General features: G+C 42.9%; 19 protein-coding genes and 2 pseudogenes. All 21 read right to left on the bottom strand.

Annotated features, from left to right (window positions below; genetic code table 11):
* Positions 1–3,399, bottom strand: coding sequence for a hypothetical protein (locus tag MHI14_RS08630; RefSeq protein WP_341130187.1), 3,399 nt, complete (start codon positions 3,397–3,399; stop codon positions 1–3).
* A gap of 2 nt (positions 3,400–3,401) precedes the next feature.
* The gene (locus MHI14_RS08625) at positions 3,402–3,836 is read right to left on the bottom strand and encodes a DUF4280 domain-containing protein (protein WP_341130186.1); all 435 of its coding nucleotides are present in this window, start codon (positions 3,834–3,836) and stop codon (positions 3,402–3,404) included.
* Positions 3,837–3,851: 15 nt separating this feature from the next.
* The gene (locus tag MHI14_RS08620) at positions 3,852–4,367 is read right to left on the bottom strand and encodes a hypothetical protein (RefSeq protein WP_339310171.1); all 516 of its coding nucleotides are present in this window, start codon (positions 4,365–4,367) and stop codon (positions 3,852–3,854) included.
* On the bottom strand, positions 4,367–5,473 hold the full coding sequence (locus tag MHI14_RS08615) for a pentapeptide repeat-containing protein (RefSeq protein WP_339310173.1): 1,107 nt from the start codon (positions 5,471–5,473) through the stop codon (positions 4,367–4,369). The genes MHI14_RS08620 and MHI14_RS08615 overlap by 1 nt, the downstream gene beginning before the upstream one ends.
* A 36-nt stretch (positions 5,474–5,509) precedes the next feature.
* Positions 5,510–6,925 carry a phage baseplate assembly protein V gene (locus MHI14_RS08610; protein ID WP_339310175.1) on the bottom strand — a complete coding sequence of 472 codons (1,416 nt, stop codon included), beginning with the start codon at positions 6,923–6,925 and terminating at the stop codon, positions 5,510–5,512.
* Between the two features lie 152 nt (positions 6,926–7,077).
* Positions 7,078–7,557 carry an antitoxin YezG family protein gene (locus tag MHI14_RS08605; protein WP_133385609.1) on the bottom strand — a complete coding sequence of 160 codons (480 nt, stop codon included), beginning with the start codon at positions 7,555–7,557 and terminating at the stop codon, positions 7,078–7,080.
* Between the two features lie 185 nt (positions 7,558–7,742).
* Positions 7,743–8,678 carry a WG repeat-containing protein gene (locus MHI14_RS08600; RefSeq protein ID WP_133385610.1) on the bottom strand — a complete coding sequence of 312 codons (936 nt, stop codon included), beginning with the start codon at positions 8,676–8,678 and terminating at the stop codon, positions 7,743–7,745.
* 446 nt (positions 8,679–9,124) lie between these two features.
* A pseudogene (locus MHI14_RS31110) lies at positions 9,125–9,480 on the bottom strand (Imm3 family immunity protein).
* A 344-nt stretch (positions 9,481–9,824) separates the two neighbouring features.
* Complete coding sequence (locus tag MHI14_RS08590; protein ID WP_133385612.1) at positions 9,825–10,301, bottom strand: DUF6985 domain-containing protein; 477 nt, start codon at positions 10,299–10,301, stop codon at positions 9,825–9,827.
* A 20-nt stretch (positions 10,302–10,321) separates the two neighbouring features.
* Positions 10,322–10,420, bottom strand: a pseudogene (locus MHI14_RS08585) (HNH endonuclease); the annotation flags it as partial.
* A 6-nt stretch (positions 10,421–10,426) separates the two neighbouring features.
* Positions 10,427–10,558 (bottom strand): hypothetical protein, encoded by a 132-nt coding sequence (locus MHI14_RS08580; RefSeq protein ID WP_268801806.1) that lies wholly within the window; start codon positions 10,556–10,558, stop codon positions 10,427–10,429.
* A gap of 559 nt (positions 10,559–11,117) precedes the next feature.
* On the bottom strand, positions 11,118–11,612 hold the full coding sequence (locus MHI14_RS08575) for an SMI1/KNR4 family protein (RefSeq protein WP_062835590.1): 495 nt from the start codon (positions 11,610–11,612) through the stop codon (positions 11,118–11,120).
* Positions 11,613–11,638: 26 nt separating this feature from the next.
* Positions 11,639–12,094, bottom strand: a complete 456-nt coding sequence (locus MHI14_RS08570; RefSeq protein WP_240768067.1) for an SMI1/KNR4 family protein — start codon at positions 12,092–12,094, stop codon at positions 11,639–11,641.
* Complete coding sequence (locus MHI14_RS08565) at positions 12,091–12,627, bottom strand: T6SS immunity protein Tdi1 domain-containing protein (protein WP_276323994.1); 537 nt, start codon at positions 12,625–12,627, stop codon at positions 12,091–12,093. The genes MHI14_RS08570 and MHI14_RS08565 overlap by 4 nt, the downstream gene beginning before the upstream one ends.
* Before the next feature lie 16 nt (positions 12,628–12,643).
* On the bottom strand, positions 12,644–16,453 hold the full coding sequence (locus MHI14_RS08560) for a polymorphic toxin type 15 domain-containing protein (protein WP_165980232.1): 3,810 nt from the start codon (positions 16,451–16,453) through the stop codon (positions 12,644–12,646).
* Between the two features lies 1 nt (position 16,454).
* Positions 16,455–16,892, bottom strand: a complete 438-nt coding sequence (locus MHI14_RS08555) for a DUF4280 domain-containing protein (RefSeq protein ID WP_133385614.1) — start codon at positions 16,890–16,892, stop codon at positions 16,455–16,457.
* Between the two features lie 16 nt (positions 16,893–16,908).
* Positions 16,909–17,439, bottom strand: a complete 531-nt coding sequence (locus MHI14_RS08550; protein ID WP_133385615.1) for a hypothetical protein — start codon at positions 17,437–17,439, stop codon at positions 16,909–16,911.
* Positions 17,421–18,527 carry a pentapeptide repeat-containing protein gene (locus tag MHI14_RS08545; RefSeq protein WP_133385616.1) on the bottom strand — a complete coding sequence of 369 codons (1,107 nt, stop codon included), beginning with the start codon at positions 18,525–18,527 and terminating at the stop codon, positions 17,421–17,423. The genes MHI14_RS08550 and MHI14_RS08545 overlap by 19 nt, the downstream gene beginning before the upstream one ends.
* Before the next feature lie 20 nt (positions 18,528–18,547).
* Positions 18,548–19,963 carry a hypothetical protein gene (locus MHI14_RS08540; RefSeq protein WP_133385617.1) on the bottom strand — a complete coding sequence of 472 codons (1,416 nt, stop codon included), beginning with the start codon at positions 19,961–19,963 and terminating at the stop codon, positions 18,548–18,550.
* A gap of 15 nt (positions 19,964–19,978) precedes the next feature.
* A complete protein-coding gene (locus MHI14_RS08535) occupies positions 19,979–20,617 on the bottom strand; it encodes a hypothetical protein (RefSeq protein ID WP_133385618.1) in 639 nt (212 codons plus the stop codon).
* Between the two features lie 34 nt (positions 20,618–20,651).
* Positions 20,652–21,425: a DNA and RNA helicase gene (locus tag MHI14_RS08530; protein WP_133385619.1), complete on the bottom strand. Its 774-nt coding sequence runs from the start codon at positions 21,423–21,425 to the stop codon at positions 20,652–20,654.
* Between the last annotated feature and the right edge of the window lie 25 nt (positions 21,426–21,450).

Genomic DNA, 21,450 nt, shown 5'->3' with positions numbered 1-21,450 from the left:
TTACTCCTCCCTAAATCTGATTTCGATCCCATATTTATTCTTTGCCAAATCAATGTAATCTTGTATCCCTGAAAAGTTCTTATTAGACGCAGGAATCTCAAGTATTTGTTTTCCCTTAAGTGGTTGACCGTCAATTGGAGGTTTAAAATCAGCGTATTTATCTGTTCTAATTATTGTTCCCGGCTCGTACTTCACCTTCATTTCCTTTAAATAACTCTCAAATGTAGATAACTCAATATCTGCTAAATCAGTCGCTTTTCTTGATACTATCTCGCCTTTTATAGGATCGTATGAATCCAAACGTTTTCCATTACTCAAATGTACTTCATTACATGGATACCATTCTTCCACAACTGACTTTTTATTGAATGCATTGCCTCTAGCCATTGGCGAATCATTCAACCAGTAATCTCTGGCCTTTTTCCACTCCAACCGATCTCGTGGTGGTTTCCCCTCTTTAGATTTACGAGCAAGATACTTTTGATAATCCGATTCTAACTTAGAATCTTTAAACTTTCCATTGGAAGACAGTAAATCTTTACCCATCCCCTCAGTGCCTTCCAGTTTATCCTTCGGTTTGTTTGTATTCTCCTCTGGTTTCTCCGATTCGGATGATTTAGGCGGTTTCGTGTCGGCTGGTGGTTTTACCTCGTCCTTTTTCTTCGTTGAAGACGGCTTCCACGTATTCACTTCATTCGGTGTTTCATTTTTTTCTGGTTTCGTCTTTGGTGTCGTGCTTGGTTTCGACGTTGTCGTTGAATTTCCTTCATTCTTTTTCGAAGAAGGTGAACTACCCGAACTTGTTTTCGACTTCGGTGGGTTCTCTACAGGCTTAGAGGTTGATCCGCCCCCACTGTTTGCTGTCTTTCCATTCACTGAAGCCGTCTCACCTGTTTTGTTCGTCTTATTATTGCTCCAATGACTCCCTCCACCAGACACGATCCCCATCTTCTGACTGTCTTCCCAATACTTTCGGACAAATGTCTTCACTTTGGGCACGATGGACGAAGACGGGCTCGTGTTCACTTTGGGCGTCGTTGTTCCACTTGCCTGCGGGATGGACCGTCTCAGGCCTACAGAACCGCCTGCCGAACCTCCCTTGCCCTTAAAATTAATTTGAGTATCCAGGCCTTTCAGCGTCGCATCATATTGATAATATCCATCCCATAGTTCAGCAAAGGCTTCATCGCTCATGGGGGCCTTTAGCCTCCATGATAGATACTTCATCTCCTCAACACTTAGCCCTTGTGCCTTCCAATAATCATAACTCCCTAGTTCCTCTACCGTGATATGAGGCCTGCCAATATCGAAGGTAATATTCGCAAAATGAGGCCCTACAAAAAGAATATCGTATTCCTCCGGATTTTCCATCACTTTATTGTAATAATCCAGCGAACTTTTCAGTTCCTGATCCGCCTGTTGTTTCGTCCATTTCTCTCGAATATAAGCTGGAATATCATAGTATGTGGCACTAATTTCCTGATGCTGCTGATGCAACTTCTTGAGTAGATCAATGTGGGAAGTCGATGTAGTCAACTCTTTGGCGGCCGTCAGCATTTTACCCAACATCGTCCATTTTGCTTCGTTCTCCTGCTGTTGCAGTTCAGCAAATCCATTCGTAAATCGGTCCAGCAAATTCAGAGCCGAAGGCTTGAAGGAGCCTATCTTCGGCACGCTCGCGATGAGACCCGTGGCAACGGCAGCAATACCTACGCCGATGGCTGTCTGAGCAGCAATCCCCCCTAGAGCTCCCAGGATCGGAATCATAGCAGTGATGGCCAACGCAGCTCCAGCCAACGATCCATCTTTCGGGTTCGTCGTTGATGCCTGCGTCACTGCAGCAGCCTCTGCGGCTGCTGCGGCCTGAGCCGCTTCGTACTCCTCAATCGGCATCAGCGGTGGCTCCGGCTCCGGAGGCAGATCCGCCACATGAACAGGCGCTTTGTTGCTGCCCTCCTGTTGCAATAGACCTGCTCGTACGTTGGCCTCCCCGTCCAAAATGAAGCTACCACCCCCGCCAAGCAGCCAAATCGCTTCTGGTGCTGTAGCTTCGATCTGTCCGGCCGCAAGCAGGATATTGCTACCTTGAATGGACAGATTGCCTGGACTATTCAATACGATCCCCTGATCATTCAAGGTAATCGTTAACCCGGATCCGGCTTGCAGTGTAACCTCCTCAGGCGACATCCCGATAGAGCTCCCGGCAGGATGCCCCCAGACTTTATGCTCTGTTCCTCCGTTAGTGGAACGTTTACCCTCAGAGATAGAATGACGAATGTACGCTCCGGATTCCAGACTACTTGGAAAATATAATTCCACCTGATCCCCGATCTCCGGCATCATGTATAATCCGCTATGCCCTTCCGCAGCATAAACTGGCGCGACCGGATAGGGGCAGGCGGAGCCTTGCGTCATCGGGCCCTCGTCCATGGGCAATTTGATCTGAATGTGATCATGAATCACGCGGACCACCTCGCCGTACAGCGATAACCCAATCAGGTCCGATAGGTTGCATCTAGGTACATGAATGTGGTCTTCGAGTACCATGCGGTATGTCGTCATGAGTAATCCGGATTCCAGTCGCGAATGGGCATACACCACGGTCAGCTCTCTGCCATCCGGAAGTTCGACCTTATCTCCCAACGCATAGGTCTCGACACTTTCCACCGTATATTGCAATACGCCTTGCGATCCCTTGGGGCCCTGAATGATATATCGATCTTCCGTTCCGGAGCCGTGCCAGTCGATTCCGGCCAGCTCCTTACGAACCTGATAAGGTTGGTCTTCTGGCCATTTCCACAACTTACCTGCGGGCAAACCGATATACAGTTTTGGTGATGCCGCTGTGATTTCGGGGACCAGCACTGTACCGAATCGCGAGGCAAGCCTGCGTAGGAACATCCAATCGGTCTCTTTATATTGTAATACAAGTCCGCTCAATGAGGTATTTTCTGTAACCTGATCCATGACATCCGAATAGCGGTAAGAATTCATAATGAATTGAATTAGTTCTTTGAACGTCCACCCTCTGTTTTGAAAGGCTCGTTCCTCAATTCGCATATCCATTTGATAGGAGTTGGACAAAGCTTCAAGTTCGAATCGATAGACCCCTCCCGACAAATGAACCGAGAGCGATGTCATTACGCCATGGAAGAGTCTCCTCACTGATCTACCATTTTCATCGACTTGTCTGAGTATGATAGATTCCCCTTCAGCTTGAACTTGAAGAATGCCCGGCCCATCCTCTTCCGGAATTATACCGCTGACGTAGAGTTTCGCATGCTCGTTCACTTGGCGGGTAATTTGCACGCCTTCTAACCACTGTGCACGATAAGGCCAATATAGACGAATTTGCTCATAACCGATCTGGTCGAGTTTCTTCTCCGTAATTTCATTCATCGTCAAAAGTCCAATTGCTGTCCGTCATTCTCTATGACGACACCTCCGCCATACAGACACTTGTGCGTACAGTGACTGAGCAGTGCAGCTTTCCCTTCCACCTTGGTATCTCCCTTTCCATGAAGCCAAGGCATGGTCAGCACGGGAGCGCAAGGCGCTTTCTTAACCCCATAGATGTCAACCATCGTGCTTGCCGCCACTACTGGATTAACTGGATTGGAACAGTTACCGAACGATCCAATATGAATACCTGGAACATAATCCTCGACAGTCATCTTCGCCTTTCCCTTGATATATACGCCATGACTGAATGGTATCTTCAATCGTGTACGCTGCGTCCCGCAATTGCATTTAAGTATCGCTCCTGCAACGACATAGCTTTTAGAGGCTTCTCCAGCCGTATGAATCTGGGCCTCCTGATCTTGACTTTGCGCCATCATAACCTCTCCTTTCTAATTCGTTTGTTCCAAATCCAACGGAATGAATTGTACTCCTGCGACATCTCGCCGCAGAATGCTCTCCGACAACGCTAGATTGACAATGATCACGGTTTCGCGCAGCTCCATCAATTGGAACAGGGGTACCTCCGGGAAATCTCGCTTCAGTACGATCCGCTCCAGACTTCCATCCATGCGCCGACGAGTATGAGGAGATAATACGTTTGCCAGTGCAGGAGGATGAATGGCCCAATACGTCTCTTGGGTCATTCGCTCCTTGTCCGTTAATACGGTAGCCCTTCGCTTGAGCTGAGGACAATACAAAATAAGTGTTTCAAGCAATTGATCTGAAACCAAGGGAACCGGCTGTTCCAAATAATCCGTATAATCCACATGGAAGCCGCTTCGCACATAAAGGTTAATTGCTGTATGCTCACTGCCCGAATCATGAAAAGCCTCATTCCAGGTCCTGCGTTGCAGTTCACCAACAGGCTCAGTCTCTACGCGGTGTATCCATCTGGGATCGGCCATTAGACGAAAGTATCGGATAACCCTCGCCTCCTCTCGGCATCGTCAAAAATCGCACCCTCCACATCAGCACCCTCCCATAACGTATCTGTTAGATTGGCTCCACGGAATATGGCTCCACGAAGGTGTGCCCCTCGGAAGTCAGCACCTGAAAGGTTTGAATTCTCGAAGTTAAGCGCATCGTATTCTGGACCTTGAGCGAGTCCTTCCGGATGTCCTACCTCCCCTATTATCTCCCTGAAAACAGCTCTTTCCAGAGAACACCCGCTGAAATCTGCCCCATATAGAATGCTTCCGGTGAAATTGGTGTTCTCCAGACTACAATTGCGCCAACGTGTCCCTATCAAGATACAGCGTTGAAAATCGGTAGAATGCAGATCGATACGATCAAAACGGCTGTAACGAAAATCAAGATCGCTGCATTCCATCTCGCTCATATCCAGTCCCTGAAAGTGCGCGTACATGACCTCAAGACCATCACTTTCTTCCAATGCTTCACCAATCTCCTCAATGCTCCTATTCCTTCGATCAAGACGAAATACGCACTCACTAGCATCCAAGTATTCTCCTACACGTACTTCGAATATCTGTTCCAGATCCATAAGGGAGTTCCATTCGAAGTCCTCCAGCGCGCTACAGCTACGGCGTATAAAATGTACAAGATACCGATTCACCAACGCCGCTTCCTGTAGCATGATGCGGTCCAGTTCTACCACTGTAACGGTTCCTTGATAGTGAGGAAGTTCTTCTCTTAATCCATTGAGCATCCGTTCAAGACACTCATAGGCCCAGTGGGAAGAATAGAATGAACGGATGGGTGTTCGATCCAACAACCATGAAGCATCATATGCTTCGACCAGGACATTCATCGCCCCTCCAAGAAGTTCTGTTCGCAACATAGAATATTGAATGTAAGCGATCGGCCCTTTCGCCCCACGCTTTTGGGCGTCGCTGACTTCCTGAATCATCAACCTGAAATGACTTAGGAGCTCAGCTGTCAATTCCGTATACCTTGTATGCAGCGTATGCTGCAAATCATCCATAAGTTTGGCCCGCGCAGGTTTTACCTGATGGGTATAAAAATGTAATATAGATTCCTTGCGATCCATTGGAAATTATCCCTCCTGCCCATACGTCACCCTATACTAGTTGGCTTTCACTTCTGATCCACTCATTTTTGCTTGTCCAACCAATTTGAATGTCCCTCCCCCGCCTTCCAGCAACAATTGTGAATCCGCAGATAACGTAATTTTCTTTCCGGCTTTGAGCGAGATATTGCCCCCAGCAGACATCCGAATCTGCTGGCTTCCGATGATCTGAATGCCCTCGTCCCCGCTGAGACGAATGAACACCTCGCCCTCTTTGCTGCTAATGGAGATGGAATCTGGGGTTAGTCTGATTTCTTTGCCATAAGGCGTACGGAAAATTTTATGATCCGGTTTGTTCAATTGGTTCGTTCCAGTTACCTTGTTATCCAGACGGGGTGCTCCTGTCGCATAGGCTTCTTCTTCGTTTTGCGTAGGAAAATATACGGCCACCGGATCACCCACTTCAGGCATGACATACCAACCTGTCTGCCCCTCTGCGATGTATGGCGACTGATACAACAGCCACAACGCTTCCTCTTCCTCCTGTTTTTCATCACAGTCCAGCTGAACTCTTACATGACCACCATGCACTGAAAGGATGCGACCAAGTAATGAGCTTCCGGCAATTATCGAATTGTAATATGTCTTTTGTCTTAGTCCTCTATGAAGGCTAAGTACATATTGGTGCTTCACTATTCCTCCCACAAGCTCGGTATATGCCTCAGTCACATATAGGCTTCTGCCTCGGAAGGTAATATGATGTCCAAGCTCCATCACCTGATCTGTCTCGATTTCGTATATAATGAAATCTGATTCGTTGACCTTTAACGTATCGTTTTCGGTAAAGTACATGAATGGTGCCATGTTTTTGCGGATTGTATAACGTGTATTGTCCAGATCGATTGAGTTTCCGTGCTCAAAGACGCCAAAATAAAATTTGGGGCTGTCAAACTGAGCGGCCGGCATCAAGCTGGTGTGAAAACGAGAAGCAAGTCTCCTGAGAAATGCCCAATCCGTTTCTTGATATTGCACGGCAACCTTCCCGATCTTGGCCCCACCTGTTCCCTCATCAATCACGTCCAGCCCCGGATAATCCTGATCCAGTTCCTTTAACAAATCGGGTAACTTCATTTTGACATTTTGAAATGTACGCGTTCGTTTTGTAATGTCCATCCGGTATGTATGTGAAATGGCCTCCACGTGGAGCGTATATACGCCTCTGACAACCTGCACTTCAACAGATAGTGGAATGCCTTTGAACAGAGGCTTCTTATTACCATCCTCATCTTTTTGCCACACTTCAATTGGGGTATTTTGATCCGTAACATCGACATAGCGATCCTTCCATTCCTCAGACACCATGCCCTTAAACACGAGCCGAGTGTGCTCATTCATTTTTTTCCGGATCGTCAGTTCTTGCAAATGCACCAGTTCATATGGTTCAATAATCAGATTCTCATAAGTCAAACTCATGTTGCCCATCTCCTTTCAACTTCAATGGATCGCAAACATTTGCGAGTAGCTTTGGAAAATAACAAAAAAAACAGGACAATTATGGTTGTATATAACCAAAGTTGACCTGTTCACATGTAATGCAATTGTTTTTCATTAGGATAATTCTACAGCTATTTATTTTGACTATTTAAATAATTCTTTACGAACTGTTTATTCTTTTCTTTTTCAGGAAGTAATCCTAAATATTTATACTCAAAAATCATTTGTCTTTGAGTTGGGGTTACAGTTGAAGCTATTACATCTTCATAATCATAATGAATTTTCAACTTACCAGGATGCTTTAAAGTTAAGGTTAAATTTGTCCACGTCTCTTGATCATTGTCTATAAAAATTTGTCTTAATTGTTTAAATTTTGTTTGTAATTCTAATAATAAGTTATCATAAGTTTTTTCAATCAGTCTATATTTTTCAGGAATATCATGAGAGTATATAAACTCCTCATTCTCAGAAGTGTTGAAATAAAAGTATACCTCTCTGGATACATCTAGTATTTCGGCGTACAAATAAATCTCATTCCAGTTATCACTAGGTATCATACTTAGAATATGCTCTGCTATCATGGGATAAAGAGGATCCATCTGTTGCTCCATTATTCCTCTAACCTCCAATTTAATTCTCTATTGTAATTTTCTTTGTCCTACTCCATCTATCGAGTACTCTACTATCAAACTATCATTGATTAAACACATTTACATAAAAATTCAAAATATGGAGATCGTTCTATCACCAATTCTAGTACTTGTTTTCTATTTTCCACTTTGAACAAAACCTCCGTTTACCAAAGATCAAAATTGCTGGGTTTGAATACCCATTTTCCTCCTTCATCCACATAGCCCCATTCTCCATTAAATGTAACACAGCCAAGACCATTGTAAAAAGAATCAGCTGTTGTAAATACGTTTTTAATAATGTACTCTCCATTTTTGTTAATATATCCATACATATCCTTACTTTCAACTGGTGCTAAGTTATTTTGGAAGTCACCTACACTTTGAAATTTATCTTTGATAACCCTAATCCCCGAGTGATCTATAAATCCCCATTTTCCATTTGCTTTTAATTTGAATCCTCCTAACCCTTCGGAAAAACTTGAAACTTGATAATACTCAGGTTGTATAAGAAACTCCCCTTGTTGATTAATAAAGCCATAGAATTCACCGTCTGCTGAGGCTTCAGCTAATCCCTCTGAAAAATTGGATACTGAATTAAATTGATAATCAATTTTCAGCTCACCTTTATCATCTATAAAACCAAATTTTGTCCCTTGCTTTACTAGTGCCAATCCATTTGAAAATGTACCCATAACATCAAAAATCGGATCTATAATAATTTCACCAGATACCCCAAAAACACCCACCTTCTTATTTTTCTCCGCTATAACTGAAAGCCCCGGATTTATTCCATGTATTCTATCGAAGATCGGTTCTATTACAAACTCTCCTTGCTTATTAATACATCCATACTTTCCTTTATAATAAACCAATGCTAAGCCATGTTCGAAGTCCCCTAGAAAGTCAGCACTCAATTCAATGACCCATTCGTTTTCAGTATTTATATATCCTTCCTTATCATCGAACGTCCAAACATATGCTAAACCTTCACAAAAATTGTTTACAGCCTTATAAGAAGGCTCAATTATAATGTCACCTTGTTTATTAATAAAACCATACTTCTCATTTATTATAATTTTATATAGAACATTATCCTTCATTTTATAAATTCTCCCATTAATCTTTTTTTATCACCGCTAATGCATCATAACTAAAAAGGCCGACTTGACAAAGAACGCACCCAACCATCTTAAGCTCTTCTACCTTTGTCTTTCAGGGGATAATATGTATAACAAAAGGATTAAATCCCATTCTGCTGCAACTTCTAAGTGATACTATGTTTTCCCTAAACTAGATATGGTCTTCTTCCAATCATTAGGTACTTTATACGAACCCATCTCTTCTTTGTTCTATAAACTTTGCTTGCACTCCATTTGATGGTTTGCCTTTTAACTAGCTGTCCCGCTTATTCGGACTGACGCTTTTCATCCCCCCAAAATAGGAAACTTTAAAGCTTTTATAGGAACTATCACATTGTGGCTTTGTACACTGTAAAGAATATCTGTGCAATCACAAATAAAATGAATCAACAACATTACTACCAATTCTAATCTAGTATAGTTGTTACAGTCTTCTGTTCAATATTCTCTAATATTACCTTTCTACGTGTATTAAGATCGTTAAATTGTTCTAAAGACAACTTATCCTTTAGTTGATGTAGACTCAAACCTTTCAATTCTTTTAACAAATACTCTTTAGATTTATGAAACACCTCTACATGCGTTAATAATATCTCACCGTAAGCTATAACTATTATAGATTTTTCAAAATACCGAGATTCATTGTTGTTTCAAATTCGCTAAGTGTTCTAGATAATGCTTTAGTGCCACTCATATTTTCTAACTTAAACTCATTGTATGTTTCATTTACTGCGTCAAACAATTCCTTGTATTCCCAGTGCATATAAATACCTCCACTAATTTTTTGGAATAACAGGGATGCCCCCATTATGAATAATTCAATTGTTATATTCAGATACTTCGCCTTAAATTAACTTAAAATTCAAGCGTTGATTGCGTACAAACAAAATGAAGAAATCTCTATACAGATACTACATGGGTTAAGTATGAGATTAGTTGAATGATGGCTTCATTCGTCACTGGGTGAGGGTTACTTCATTAACCGCCGCCATCTATATTAGAGAATGAAAAAGACCAAACAGGGGCGGCTAACTCGCATTGTGGCATTGTACGGTCTTGTTGCTGGGGTTATAAACCAAGTTTACACTAAGTCTTTGACAGAACCTGTTAAAGTACAATATCTTGAAGACCCACTTCTACTACTTCTTCATTTTCAACACTAATACCTAATCCATGTTCTTGTTCCCAAGTGCAATCACATAATATCCCTACTCTTCTTATACCATCTTCGAAATCATATCTTATTAGCAAACCTGTAGGCGTAACAAGTCTCCCTAACTTGTCTATTGATGAAATCTTTGGAGCAATTTTTTCAACTTCTTCACAATCACTTTGCATTGCTCGATAATCTTCATAATTTTCTAAATAATACTCTAAAATCTTATCTTCGCTTTCCTTTACTATGCTAGGCATATTCGCTTTGAATTGCGAAAAAGCATCCCGTTGATTCGGAGTAATTTCCTCATTCTCTTCGCCACAAATATTCAAAAGTATTTTTTGGTTTTTCCTAAACATAGTTATCTCTGTCGTCCCTATCCATAAATCTTCATAAACAATTTCTCCAAACAACTCATCTTTTTTCATTTTTAGAGTATCGTCCTTTCTTATTTAACTTCACTTACACCACCAAGGTGTCCAAATTTAGAATTAACACTACTCGGAACCAATTGTATGGTTTTTCCATCATTAAGTTCATGCCAAGTATCCCCTTAAATGTCTGGCGTTCTTACCCTTAGATTTCCATCGATCATCGTTCCGTTCTCTATTAAATCGCGTTGCATTTCATAATCGTAGATCATCTCTACGAATTTCTCATCGCTAATGGTTTGTAAATCAACCATGTCAGATGTTTCTATTACTATTCCCTTAGGGAGAGCGTACTGACAATTGAGAAATTTCCAGAAGAAAAGAAGAAAACGAGTCAATCATGGTGTTCCTTATTTAAGTTATAAAATTTAAGCATTTGATGTGCGTACAACCGAAATGACTAAATCTTTATACGGGTCTTACATGGGTTATATGTGTTATTGGTTAAATGATGGGTTCATTCGTCATTGGGTGGGATCTTTGATGGAGATCCACCACTTACATTTGTATTATTTAGCATATAGTGGCGGATAATCAAGAACTACAAAACGCGGTTAGGTCGCATTGTGGTGGTGTTTGTTGTATTGTTCGATCTTATTGTAAGTTGTTTAATAATCCGAACAAATCCATAAATTAATCAAATTGTCCAGTACTGTTTCGGACATTCGTAAAAGGTGCGTGATCTTTCACGAAGAACTGACAATTTATTTAGAAGTCTTTTCTCACAAAAAGACCAATCCCACCTTAATAATTCTGATGGAATAGGCCTTATAATTTGCAACATCTAATTTTTGAAATTATTCACGATTATTCCTACGTCTGAGAAACAAATAAACTATCCAAAAGGTCAGTGAAACTTTCTGTGATCAGTCTGATATGTTCTTCCTCTAGAGGAAGTTTCTTTTCAATATAATTGTCATAATCCATATCGAAATGATATACACTCCCTTTATTAGGTCCTTGTACTACAATACAAACTAAATTATTCCTCGGTGTCTCACCTATTGGATAATAAATTCTCGATAAAATATTTGCTTCTGTGTACAGACGATACTTTTGTTCTGAATTATTATTTAAATTATTAGACAAAGGAAAAAACATCAAAATAGAAGACTCTATTTCACCTTCTTTTTGGTCATCATTTGTAGTAAATCTCCTTCTAGTACCAGTTTTTCCACCATTCTTTAACATTAAAAATTTCTTATAATCATCAGGGAAAATCATATTATACTTCTTCTCGACTATCTCAATCTCCTGAAGACTTACAGGAGGATATGAACTTTTAATAATATTTTCATCTATATCCATACTTATCTACCCACCTATTAAGAAAGTCAATAAAATTCATCGCTGGCCTCATGTAATGTTTCTAAGAGCTCAGAAAAACTGTTACATACCTCAGTAATGGAGTCCTCACCAAATTCTTCATTGTTAAGAAATACAACTAAAGGTGAATTTTCACTTTTTCGGTAATCAAAGCAAAGCTGATTGCCAAAAGGATCTGTTCCAAATGGAAATATCCCTTTTGGCATGAAATCACTTATAAATTCATAAACTACAACAATATTAGGCTCACTTGTAAAGCTTAGTAAATGGTCAAAAACTCCCTCTCCTCCATCATCATAGGAAAATATATTTGGTACAGGATGCCCACCATTATAGTTTTTAACACATTCTCTATAGTCATCAGGAAATTGTATACCATATTTTTTTTCAACCTTATTAATTATATCTTCACTAATATCTCCAACCGTGCGTTCCCAAATTATCCCCATTTTTTTTATTTTCATTCCATTTGTCCCATAAAATGATTGATTATATATATATGCTCAATAAATTTAACTTTTTTTAAATTCTCAACTTTCTCTGCTCCACCTAATCCTAAAAGAGGAACATAGCCAAAACATTCATCGTAAGCAGGCTCTCCATATTTTTCAAACGCTTCAAGATAGGGAGACCAGTCAAGAGCTTTATTCAAAAAATATTCATCACTTATGTCCCCAAAAAAGTACTTAAAATTTTTCCCTATAACATTTACTTCATGCTTTCTGAAGTTAAGCGCCATTAAGTATCCATCTTCCCAAATCAATATATCTCCCATTGCTGTTGTAAATAGAGGAATTGCTAATTTTGCTCGACTGTAGGTATCCTGTAATAATTCTAAATACTGATCAGGATTAATAATTTTCAGATATCCATTGGAAAGACTACCCAGTCCATATTCCTTCCATACTTCAATTAGTTGAATAGGTATTACAGATTGGTACTTCTCAATGACGTTTGTAGGCATGTCCTCTTTAAAAACAAAATTTGAAATGTTCACCGTGTGTCCCCCCACTTTACTCCAGTAACTTAATATTTAAATAGGTTGTCTTTCTTTCTTCTTCTGTCATATTCTTAGCAATTTCTCTAATCTGTCTATCCAAATCTTTTATCCTGTTCTTCCATTGAGATCCAAGAGAAGAATTGATTCTTATATCTCCTAGACCGCCTATATTGTCAGGATATCCACCCGCAATTTGATCTGGATTATGAAGGGCAGCTTTCCCCTTGATCCATTCATTCGCTTTCTTTTCAGCCTCTTCAAATGAGAATCCTTCATTACGTAGTTCATCTATTTTATCTTGTAAAGCTTTCTTACGAGCAAGTTTTTGAGCGGCATCCCCCTCTAAAGCTCTACCATCTCTTAGATATCTATCTCTATTTTTCAAAAACTCATCTACTGTTAATTGATTTATCCCTTCTTCTTGATCTTTCAATTGTCTTTTAAACTCAGCACTATCATGGTTAGGATTTCTTTTAAAAATTATTTTAATTTCAGGAATTCTTGATATAACAACTTGATTACGAGTAACATTTCCGCTCTCTTTTGATGAGTTAGATTGATCAGTTTTTTCTGTAGGCTCTAGTTTACTTTTATCTGCTCCAGACGCTTCTTCCTTATTGTTTGGTTTATAATTATTCTTCGACGTGTCTAAGTCCTTATCCTTCCCTTGCTGCTCCGTCGATTCATTCGGCTTCGTTTTGGTTTCTTTTCCCTTTTTGCGTTTATCCTTTTTCTTCGATGAATCTTGTTTCCACTGATTATGATTGTTGGGAATCTGATTATCTTTCTTATTAGCGCTAGATGAGCTTGTTCCTTCACCCTCGCTCGACTTTTTCCCTGTACCTGTATTTGATCCTGAAGTGTCCGGTTCTCCGGATGTTTGGGTCTTCTTACTGGTATTCGGAGTTGGATCCTCTATCTTTCCACTACTTGATGATCCTGTTCCTTCACCATCGCCAGGCTTCTTCCCTGTACCTGAACTTGAACCCGTACTATCCGTTTCACCCGATGATTTGGACTTCTTACTAGTATTCGGTGTCTGACCCGTTTTCTTACCACTGCTTGGTGAGTTTGTGCCTTCACCGTCGCCAGACTTCTTCCCTGTACCTGGACTCGATGCAGTAGCATCCGTTTCACCTGACGATTCCGACTTCTTACTGCTGCTCGGGGTCTGATTCGGTTTCTTGCCATTGCTGGAGGAACTTGTTCCTGCCCCGTCAATTGACTTATTCCCAGCGTTCGAGCTTGTTTTCCCTCCGGAACCCACTTCCCCGGCATTCCCCGACTCTTTGGGCTTGTTTTTTCCCAAGTTGCCCCAAGGCTGAAACCGGATGACCTGGCTCTCTTTATAATAATCGCTGAAGGCTTTAACAATCACATCTTTTGACTTTTTCACAAATGTCTTTGTTTTACTTGTAGCCGGTTTGTCTGTCGTCGTTGTTCCTTTAGAAGCAGCACTTGGAGAACCTGTTGTTCCTGGATGGTCTGAGGGTTCAGGTACACCTGAAGAACCCTTTTTCGTGCTTACTCTGCCCGTAAATCCATTGAACTCCCCGTCCAATCCTTTCATAGTCATCTCGTGTTGCTCGAATTCACCCATCAGAGTAGATAATTCTTCTTCGCTCATGGGAGCCATAATTCGCCGGGCAAGATACTTCTTCTGTTCGACCGTCAGATTCTGTTTCTGCCAGTAATTATAGTCACCCATTTCCTCGGCGGTGATGTCTATTCTTCCGATATCTCGAGCAATGCCGTTATGATAAGGGCCAAAAAAGAGTTCATATTTAATGTCATTCTGCTTCACATCCCCATAATACACGAGTGCTTCCTTCAACTCTTGGTCAACCTGTTGATGAGCCCAATGTTCCCTCGTATTGCCTGGAATCTGATAATACATCTGGCTAATTTCCTTTTCCTGCTGATGCAGTTTCTTCACAAAATCCATAAAGGAAGTAGCCGTGCTTAACTCTCGTGCTGCTGAGACAACTTTACCAAATAATTGGTGCTTATAAGCCTCTTCTTGCTGCATCTTGCCCACGAAATCACCATTCAGATGATTCAGAAGTTGTAGGGCCGAAGGCTTAAAGGATCCTGCACTTGGGATGTTCCCGATCAAGCCGATTGCTGCAGCGCCAACGACAACGGCCTGTGCCGCAATGGCTGGTGCACCTCCAAGCATACCCAAAACGGGGATCATGCCCGCCATGGCGACCGCTGCACCAAACAGGGAGACCTCCTTCATGTTAACCACGGAAGGCTGCATAGCAGCTGCTTCGGCTGCAGCTGCTGCTTGAGCTGCCTCATATTGTTCAAGCGGAATAAGGGGCGGCTCCGGCTCCGGCGGCAAATCAGCTACCACGACCGGTGCCTTATGGCTGCCTTCCTGTTGGAGCAGTCCAGCACGAACATCAGCTTGTCCATCCAATATAAAGCTGCTTCCTCCGCCAAGAAGCCAAATTGCTTCAGGGGCGGTTGCTTTAATCTGACCTGCTTTAAGTGATAGACTGCCACCCTGAATCGAGATGTTACCTGCACTCTGCATCATTACACCTTGGTCATTCAGTGTGATGACTAATCCAGCTCCAGCCTGTACGGTCACCTCATCCGATGACATACCAATAGATGGTCCGTCAGGATGGCCCCACAGTTTGTGTTGCGTTCCACCGGAAACCGAACGCTTGCTTTCGGGCACTGCATGACGAATATAAGCCTTGGACTCGCGACTTCCGGGAATGTATAGTTCCACCGTGTCACCAATCTCTGGCGTCAGGTAGAGTCCGCTGTGACCTTCGGCGACGTAAGATGTCGATAAAGGATATGGACAGGAAGATTCTGTTTTAATCGGACCATCTTCGATATACAGTTCCATCTGTACACGATCACCAATAATGCGGATTACTTCACCGTACAAGGAGAGGCCAATGAGATCCAGAAGATCGGATCGTGGAACCCGAATATGATCTTCTAACATCATACGATATGTAGTCATAAGCAATCCGGATTCCAATCGGGATTCCGCTTGAGTTACCGTTAATTCTTTCCCATCAGGCAGTTCGACTTTATCACCCAAAGCATAGGTTTCATAACACTCCATCGTATATATGAGCGCCCCCTGTGTACCTTTGGGATCCTGCATCATATACCGATGCTGCTCATCCCCATGCCAATTCAGATGGCCCATTTCTTTCTTGACATGATATGGACGATCCAGAGGCCATTTCCACAACTTGCCCATGGGTAACCCGAAGAACAATTTAGGTGAAGCCGCTGTCACCTCAGGCACCAGTACGGTACCAAACCGGGAAGCCAAACGTCTCAGAAACATCCAGTCGGTTTCTCTATATTGTAAAACAAGTTCTCCCAATTGGGTATTCTCTGTGACATTATCAATTACATCCGAGTAGGTATACGCCTTCATCACGTATTTAACTAATTCTCCATAGGACATCGCCCTGTTCTGGAATGCTCGCTCGGAAATTTCAATGTCCATCTGATATGTATTCGATATGGCCTCTAGCTCGAATCGGTATATACCACCAACTAAATGTATAGTTAATGAGGTCATCACGCCATGAAACAGACGCCTTACAGATTTCCCCATTTCATCTAGCTGTCTTAGTACAATCGGTTCTCCTTCAGCCTGGACATGAAGGATGCCTGGTCCATCTTCCTCCGGTATAACGCCGCTAATATATAACTTCGCATGCTCATTAATCTGTCGGGTAATTCGGATTTCTTCCAACCATTGCACTTTATACGGCCAATATAAACGGAGTTGTTCGTATCCGATGCGTTCCTGTACCTTTTTCTTTGATTCGCTCATCTCAAAAATCCAGCTGCTGTCCGTCATCCTCGATGACGATATCTCCACCATACAGACACTTATGCGTACAGTGACCAAGTAGAGCAGCTTTCCCTTCCACCTTGGCATCTCCTTTGCCATGTAGCCAAGGCATAGTCAATACAGGTACACACGGTGCTTTCTTCACTCCATAGATATCCACCATCATACTGTTGGATACAGCTGGATTCTCCATATTGGAGCAATTCCCAAATGATCCAATATGGACTCCAGGTACATAATCTTCAATCGTCAACTGAGCCTTGCCTTTGATGTAAACGCCATGACTAAATGGGATCTTTAATCGGGTACGCTGTGTACCACAACTGCAATGCAGAATCGCTCCGGCAACCACATAACTCTTGGAATCTCCTGTAGCAGGTTGAAGACTGATCTCACTCTCTTGATTACCTTGTGCCATTTCGCCTCTCTCCTCTCTATATTGTCTGTTCCTGCTCCAGACGGACCAGCTGAATCCCGGAAAAATCCCGACGCAGCAGACTCTCTGCCAAAGCTAGATTAACGATGATGACAGATTCACGAGGTTCCTTTAATTGAAACAAAGGAAGTTCAGCCTTACCTCGATCCAGAACAATCTGTTTCAGACTTCCATCCAGATGACGTTCGGTTTGGGGAGAGAGCACATCCATTACCGTTGGATAAATAGCCCAATAGGTCTCCTGGGACATACGTGCTTTGTCCGTCAACACTGCCGCCCTGCGAATTAAGCCGGGATGGTACAACGTAAATACTTCCAGCATTCGATCCGATACCAGAGGTACAGGGCGCTCCAAATAATCGGTGTAATCTACATTAGGTCTGCTTTTGATTGAAAGGTTAATTGCGGTGTGATTACTACTCCCCTCCTGAAAAGAAGCATTCCACTCTCGACGCTGTACCTCACCAACCGCTTCTGTCTCTACACGATTTGTCCATCTGGTATCCTGCATCAGCCTAAAGTATCGCATGGCGATTCCTCCTTCACCGACTCCTCAAATATCGCACCTTCCAGATCTGCCCCATCCCATAACACGTTGGTTAGGTTTGCTCTACGAAATATAGCTCCACGGAGTCGCGCTCCCCTGAAATCTGCTCCGGTTAAGTTCGCATTCTCGAAGTTGATACCTGAGTACCCAGGACCCTGTATTCGACCATCAGGATGCCCTTCTTCCCCAGAAATGCCCCTGAAGATAGCCCTCTCCAGTGAACATCCATTGAAGTCAGCACCGTATAGTAGACTGTCAGCAAAATTGGTATCTCTCATATCACAGTTATGCCAACGTGTGCCTACCAAGACACAACGTTCAAAATCTGTTGATTTTAATCTGATGTCATTAAACCTGCTATACCGGAAGTCTAAATCGCTGCATATCATCTCTTCCATGTCCAGATCGTGATAGTCCGCATACATCCCACCCAAACCATCACCCTCCTCAAGCTCCCTGCCGATGTCTTCCAGGTTCCGTTCTCGTTGGTCAAGGCGATACACACATTCACTGGTATCCAAATACTCCCCTACACGAATCTCAAATTCGGGCTCCACCTGCATATCCGATATCAGTTGGGAATCAAGGAGCTGATGGAAACATTGACGAATAAAATAAATAACATAGCGATGAACCAAAGTTACCTCTTGAAGTCGTATTCGATCCAGTTCAACCATCGAGATCATCCCCTGATAATCAGGAAGTGTCTTCTTCAAACGATCAAGCATCCGTTCCAAACAATCAAAGGCCCACTTGGCATCATATATTGCCTGTATAGGGTCTCTGTCGAGAAGCCATGACATATCACTGGCTTCGGCAAGATAATGCATCGCTCCCCTAGCGACTTCTGTCCGCAACAAAGAATATTGGATGTAAGCAACATTCCCTTTGGCACCAATTTGTTGACTGTGCCTTATTTTACTAGCTAATTCCTCGAAATATCTTAGGAACTCCGTAGTCAACATTGGGAATTGGCTGTTTAATGTATGTTGAATGTCAGCCATCAGCCTGATTCGTTCAGGCTCCACTTGATTCGTATAAAAGTGCAGTAGTGATTCCTTCCGGCTCACTGACTTTCCTCCTTCCAGCGTTAATTAGATTTCACTTCTGTCCCGCTCATTTGAGCCTGACCATCCAGCCTTATTTTCCCTCCTCCTCCTTCAAGAAGAAGTTCTGATCCTGCAGATAATGTAATTTTCTTTCCTGCTTTTAACGAAATGCTCCCTCCTGCTGACATACTTACCTGCTGACTACCTGCAATATGAATACCTTCATTTCCACTAAGTCGAATATAGACCTCTCCTTCTTTACCGCTAATGATTACAGCGTCTGGAGTAAGACGTATCTCTTTCCCATGAGGAGTACGAAATATTTTATGATCAGGATTGTTCAGCTTGTTGGTGGATGACGACTTGTTATCCAGTCGTGGAGCACCTGTGGCGTAAGCGTCTTCTTCATACATCGTTGGAAAATATACAGCTATCGGGTCACCAATTTCGGGCATGACATACCAGCCGGTCTCTCCCTCTGCAATATACGGAGATTGATACAACAGCCACAGTGCATCTTCCGTCCCTTGTTTATCATCACAATCAAGATGCACCTGAACCTGCCCACCATGTACACCGATAACACGTCCCATTAATGAGCTTCCAGCTATCAGCGGATTGTAGTACGTCTTCTGTCGCAATCCTTTGTGAAGACTTAGCACATATTTATGCTTTAAAATACCTCCGGCGAGTTCCGTATAGGCTTCCGTAAGATACAGACTTCTGCCTCGGAATGAGATATGGTGTCCCAGTTCCATAACTTGATCTGTCTCCACTTCGTATACAATGAAGTCACTTTCATTCACATTAACGGTCTCGTTCTCCGTGAAGTACATGAACGGAGTCATATTTTTGTGGACGGTATAACGTGTATTATCCAGCTCGATCGAGTTACCATGCTCATATACGCCGAAATAAAATTTTGGACTGTCGAATTGAGCCGCAGGCATCAGACTCGTATGAAATCTAGAAGCCAGCCTTCTGAGAAATGCCCAGTCTGTTTCCTGATATTGCACGGCAACCTTGCCAATCTTGGCTCCCCCGGTCCCCTCATCGATCACGTCCAGTCCCGGATAATCCTGATCCAGCTCCTTTAACAATTCAGGGAGCGTCATCTGGATGTTTTGAAACGTACGTGTTCGCTTTTTGACATCCATCAGGTACGTATGTGAGATTGCTTCAACTTGGAGCGTATATACGCCCCTCACAACCTGCACTTCTACAGATAAAGGAATGCCTTTGAATAGCGGAGTTTTGTTCCCCTCCTCGTCCTTTTGCCACACTTCAATCGGGGTATTCTTATCCGTAACATCCACATAACGATCTTTCCATTCCTCGGATACCATACCTTTGAAAACAAGACGGGTGTGCTCATTCATCTTTTTGCGGATTGTCAATTCTTGCAGATGTACTAGCTCATAAGGTTCAATAATCAGATTTTCATACGTCAGGCTCATGGACTCAGCTCCTCTCTAATTCATTTCGACAATGAGTGTATCCAGAAGTGTACCACCGGGTTCCATCCAATTTCTCTTCTCATCGTCCGTACAGTTAAAACCATAAACAAGGACTTTCTGATCTAAAATGGTGAACACCATATGGTTATAAATTTGATCATTCAATCCCTGAACAACGAACTGGCAGTAACCCGTGGAAAGACCGGCACCCGTTACTCGAACGCCGTGTTTTTTCCATTCTCGTACAGGTTGAGTTGCACGAATCACATCAGCCATCGATTCCGTAAAGGAATTCAGCTCTTCCGGAGCAAGACGATGATCCAATGTCTTGAACGTAAAGTTGATCGTTCCCGAATCATTGGTATAGATCCATTCAGGACGATGGGACGACGGATATTTTAACTGAGCTTCTCTTTCTGTCACCAAACGAAATGTGCGGGGAAGAGACACCGTAACCTTGCCCTCGTATAGCTCCATTCTTCTCAGATGTATCGTTTCCTGTTCAAGGTGTATCATGGTTATTGGCTCGAATGGTTTAACTTCTCTTGATTCAGGAGAGGCTTCAACATCTCTAGTCTCTGTTCCCTGATGAGGTTCACCGTTCAATGTTTTGCCATATAACATCGGGATGATTTTGCGATCCATATGTTCCATAAACGAATTCCATCCTCCCATTCACTTGAAAATTTCAATCTACAATCATACGATGTGGTCCGCCCACCGGCATACCCGAACGTCCCGTTCCCCGACCTGCATTCGCCAGTATACGATCCAGATATCGATGAATTTGCGCATTATCATATTCTCTGTACTCCAGCCCCAATCGACTGGCAATGTGATGCAAGATGACGCTACGCCCAACCGTTCCTTCATTGAGACACATCATGGCGAAGACCAGATCCTGGGGATCAGAGGTCCCCGTTCGAAGCAACCTCTCGGCATAATCCTTCATGACAACCGGGGATAAGGTGCTTGTCCCCTCGGCTGCATAAGGGACATGAATGACATGCAGCGTGTTGAACTCCGTTGCCAAGTCGGCAAAGGTCTGGTAGTCACGCCGCAGCCGGGCCCCTTCCTTCAGCTTGAATCGAGCCAGCTCCAACTCACTCGATGTGCACGTTGCCTCTTCATCCAGGAGCAGTTCCGAGTGGCTTATCGTCATGTCACTCACGGTCTCCTCCGCGGTAAACCGAAGCTTCAGCACATTGACCCGTCCCGTAGCTTGGTATGCCAGTTCCATAGGCTCTGTCAGCATATAAAGCCTTCCTTTATACAGCACCATCCCAGGAGCGACGACCAATTTGTCCGGGAAGACTTCTACCTCTGCACCTGCAAGAATGCCATCTGCATAACCGCGATAGTACAGTTCGATGAAGTCTCTGGGGAAATCACGTAGTCCCTCCAACATGGATGTTTTCAGAATTCTTCCCTTGTTAAAATGCGGATACGAATATGTGAACATGAGCGGTGTTCCCCCTTTCTGCTCG

It is taken from the genome of Paenibacillus sp. FSL K6-2393, from assembly GCF_038002545.1.
GTDB lineage: Bacteria > Bacillota > Bacilli > Paenibacillales > Paenibacillaceae > Paenibacillus.
This window is presented reverse-complemented; position numbering and strand designations above follow the sequence as displayed.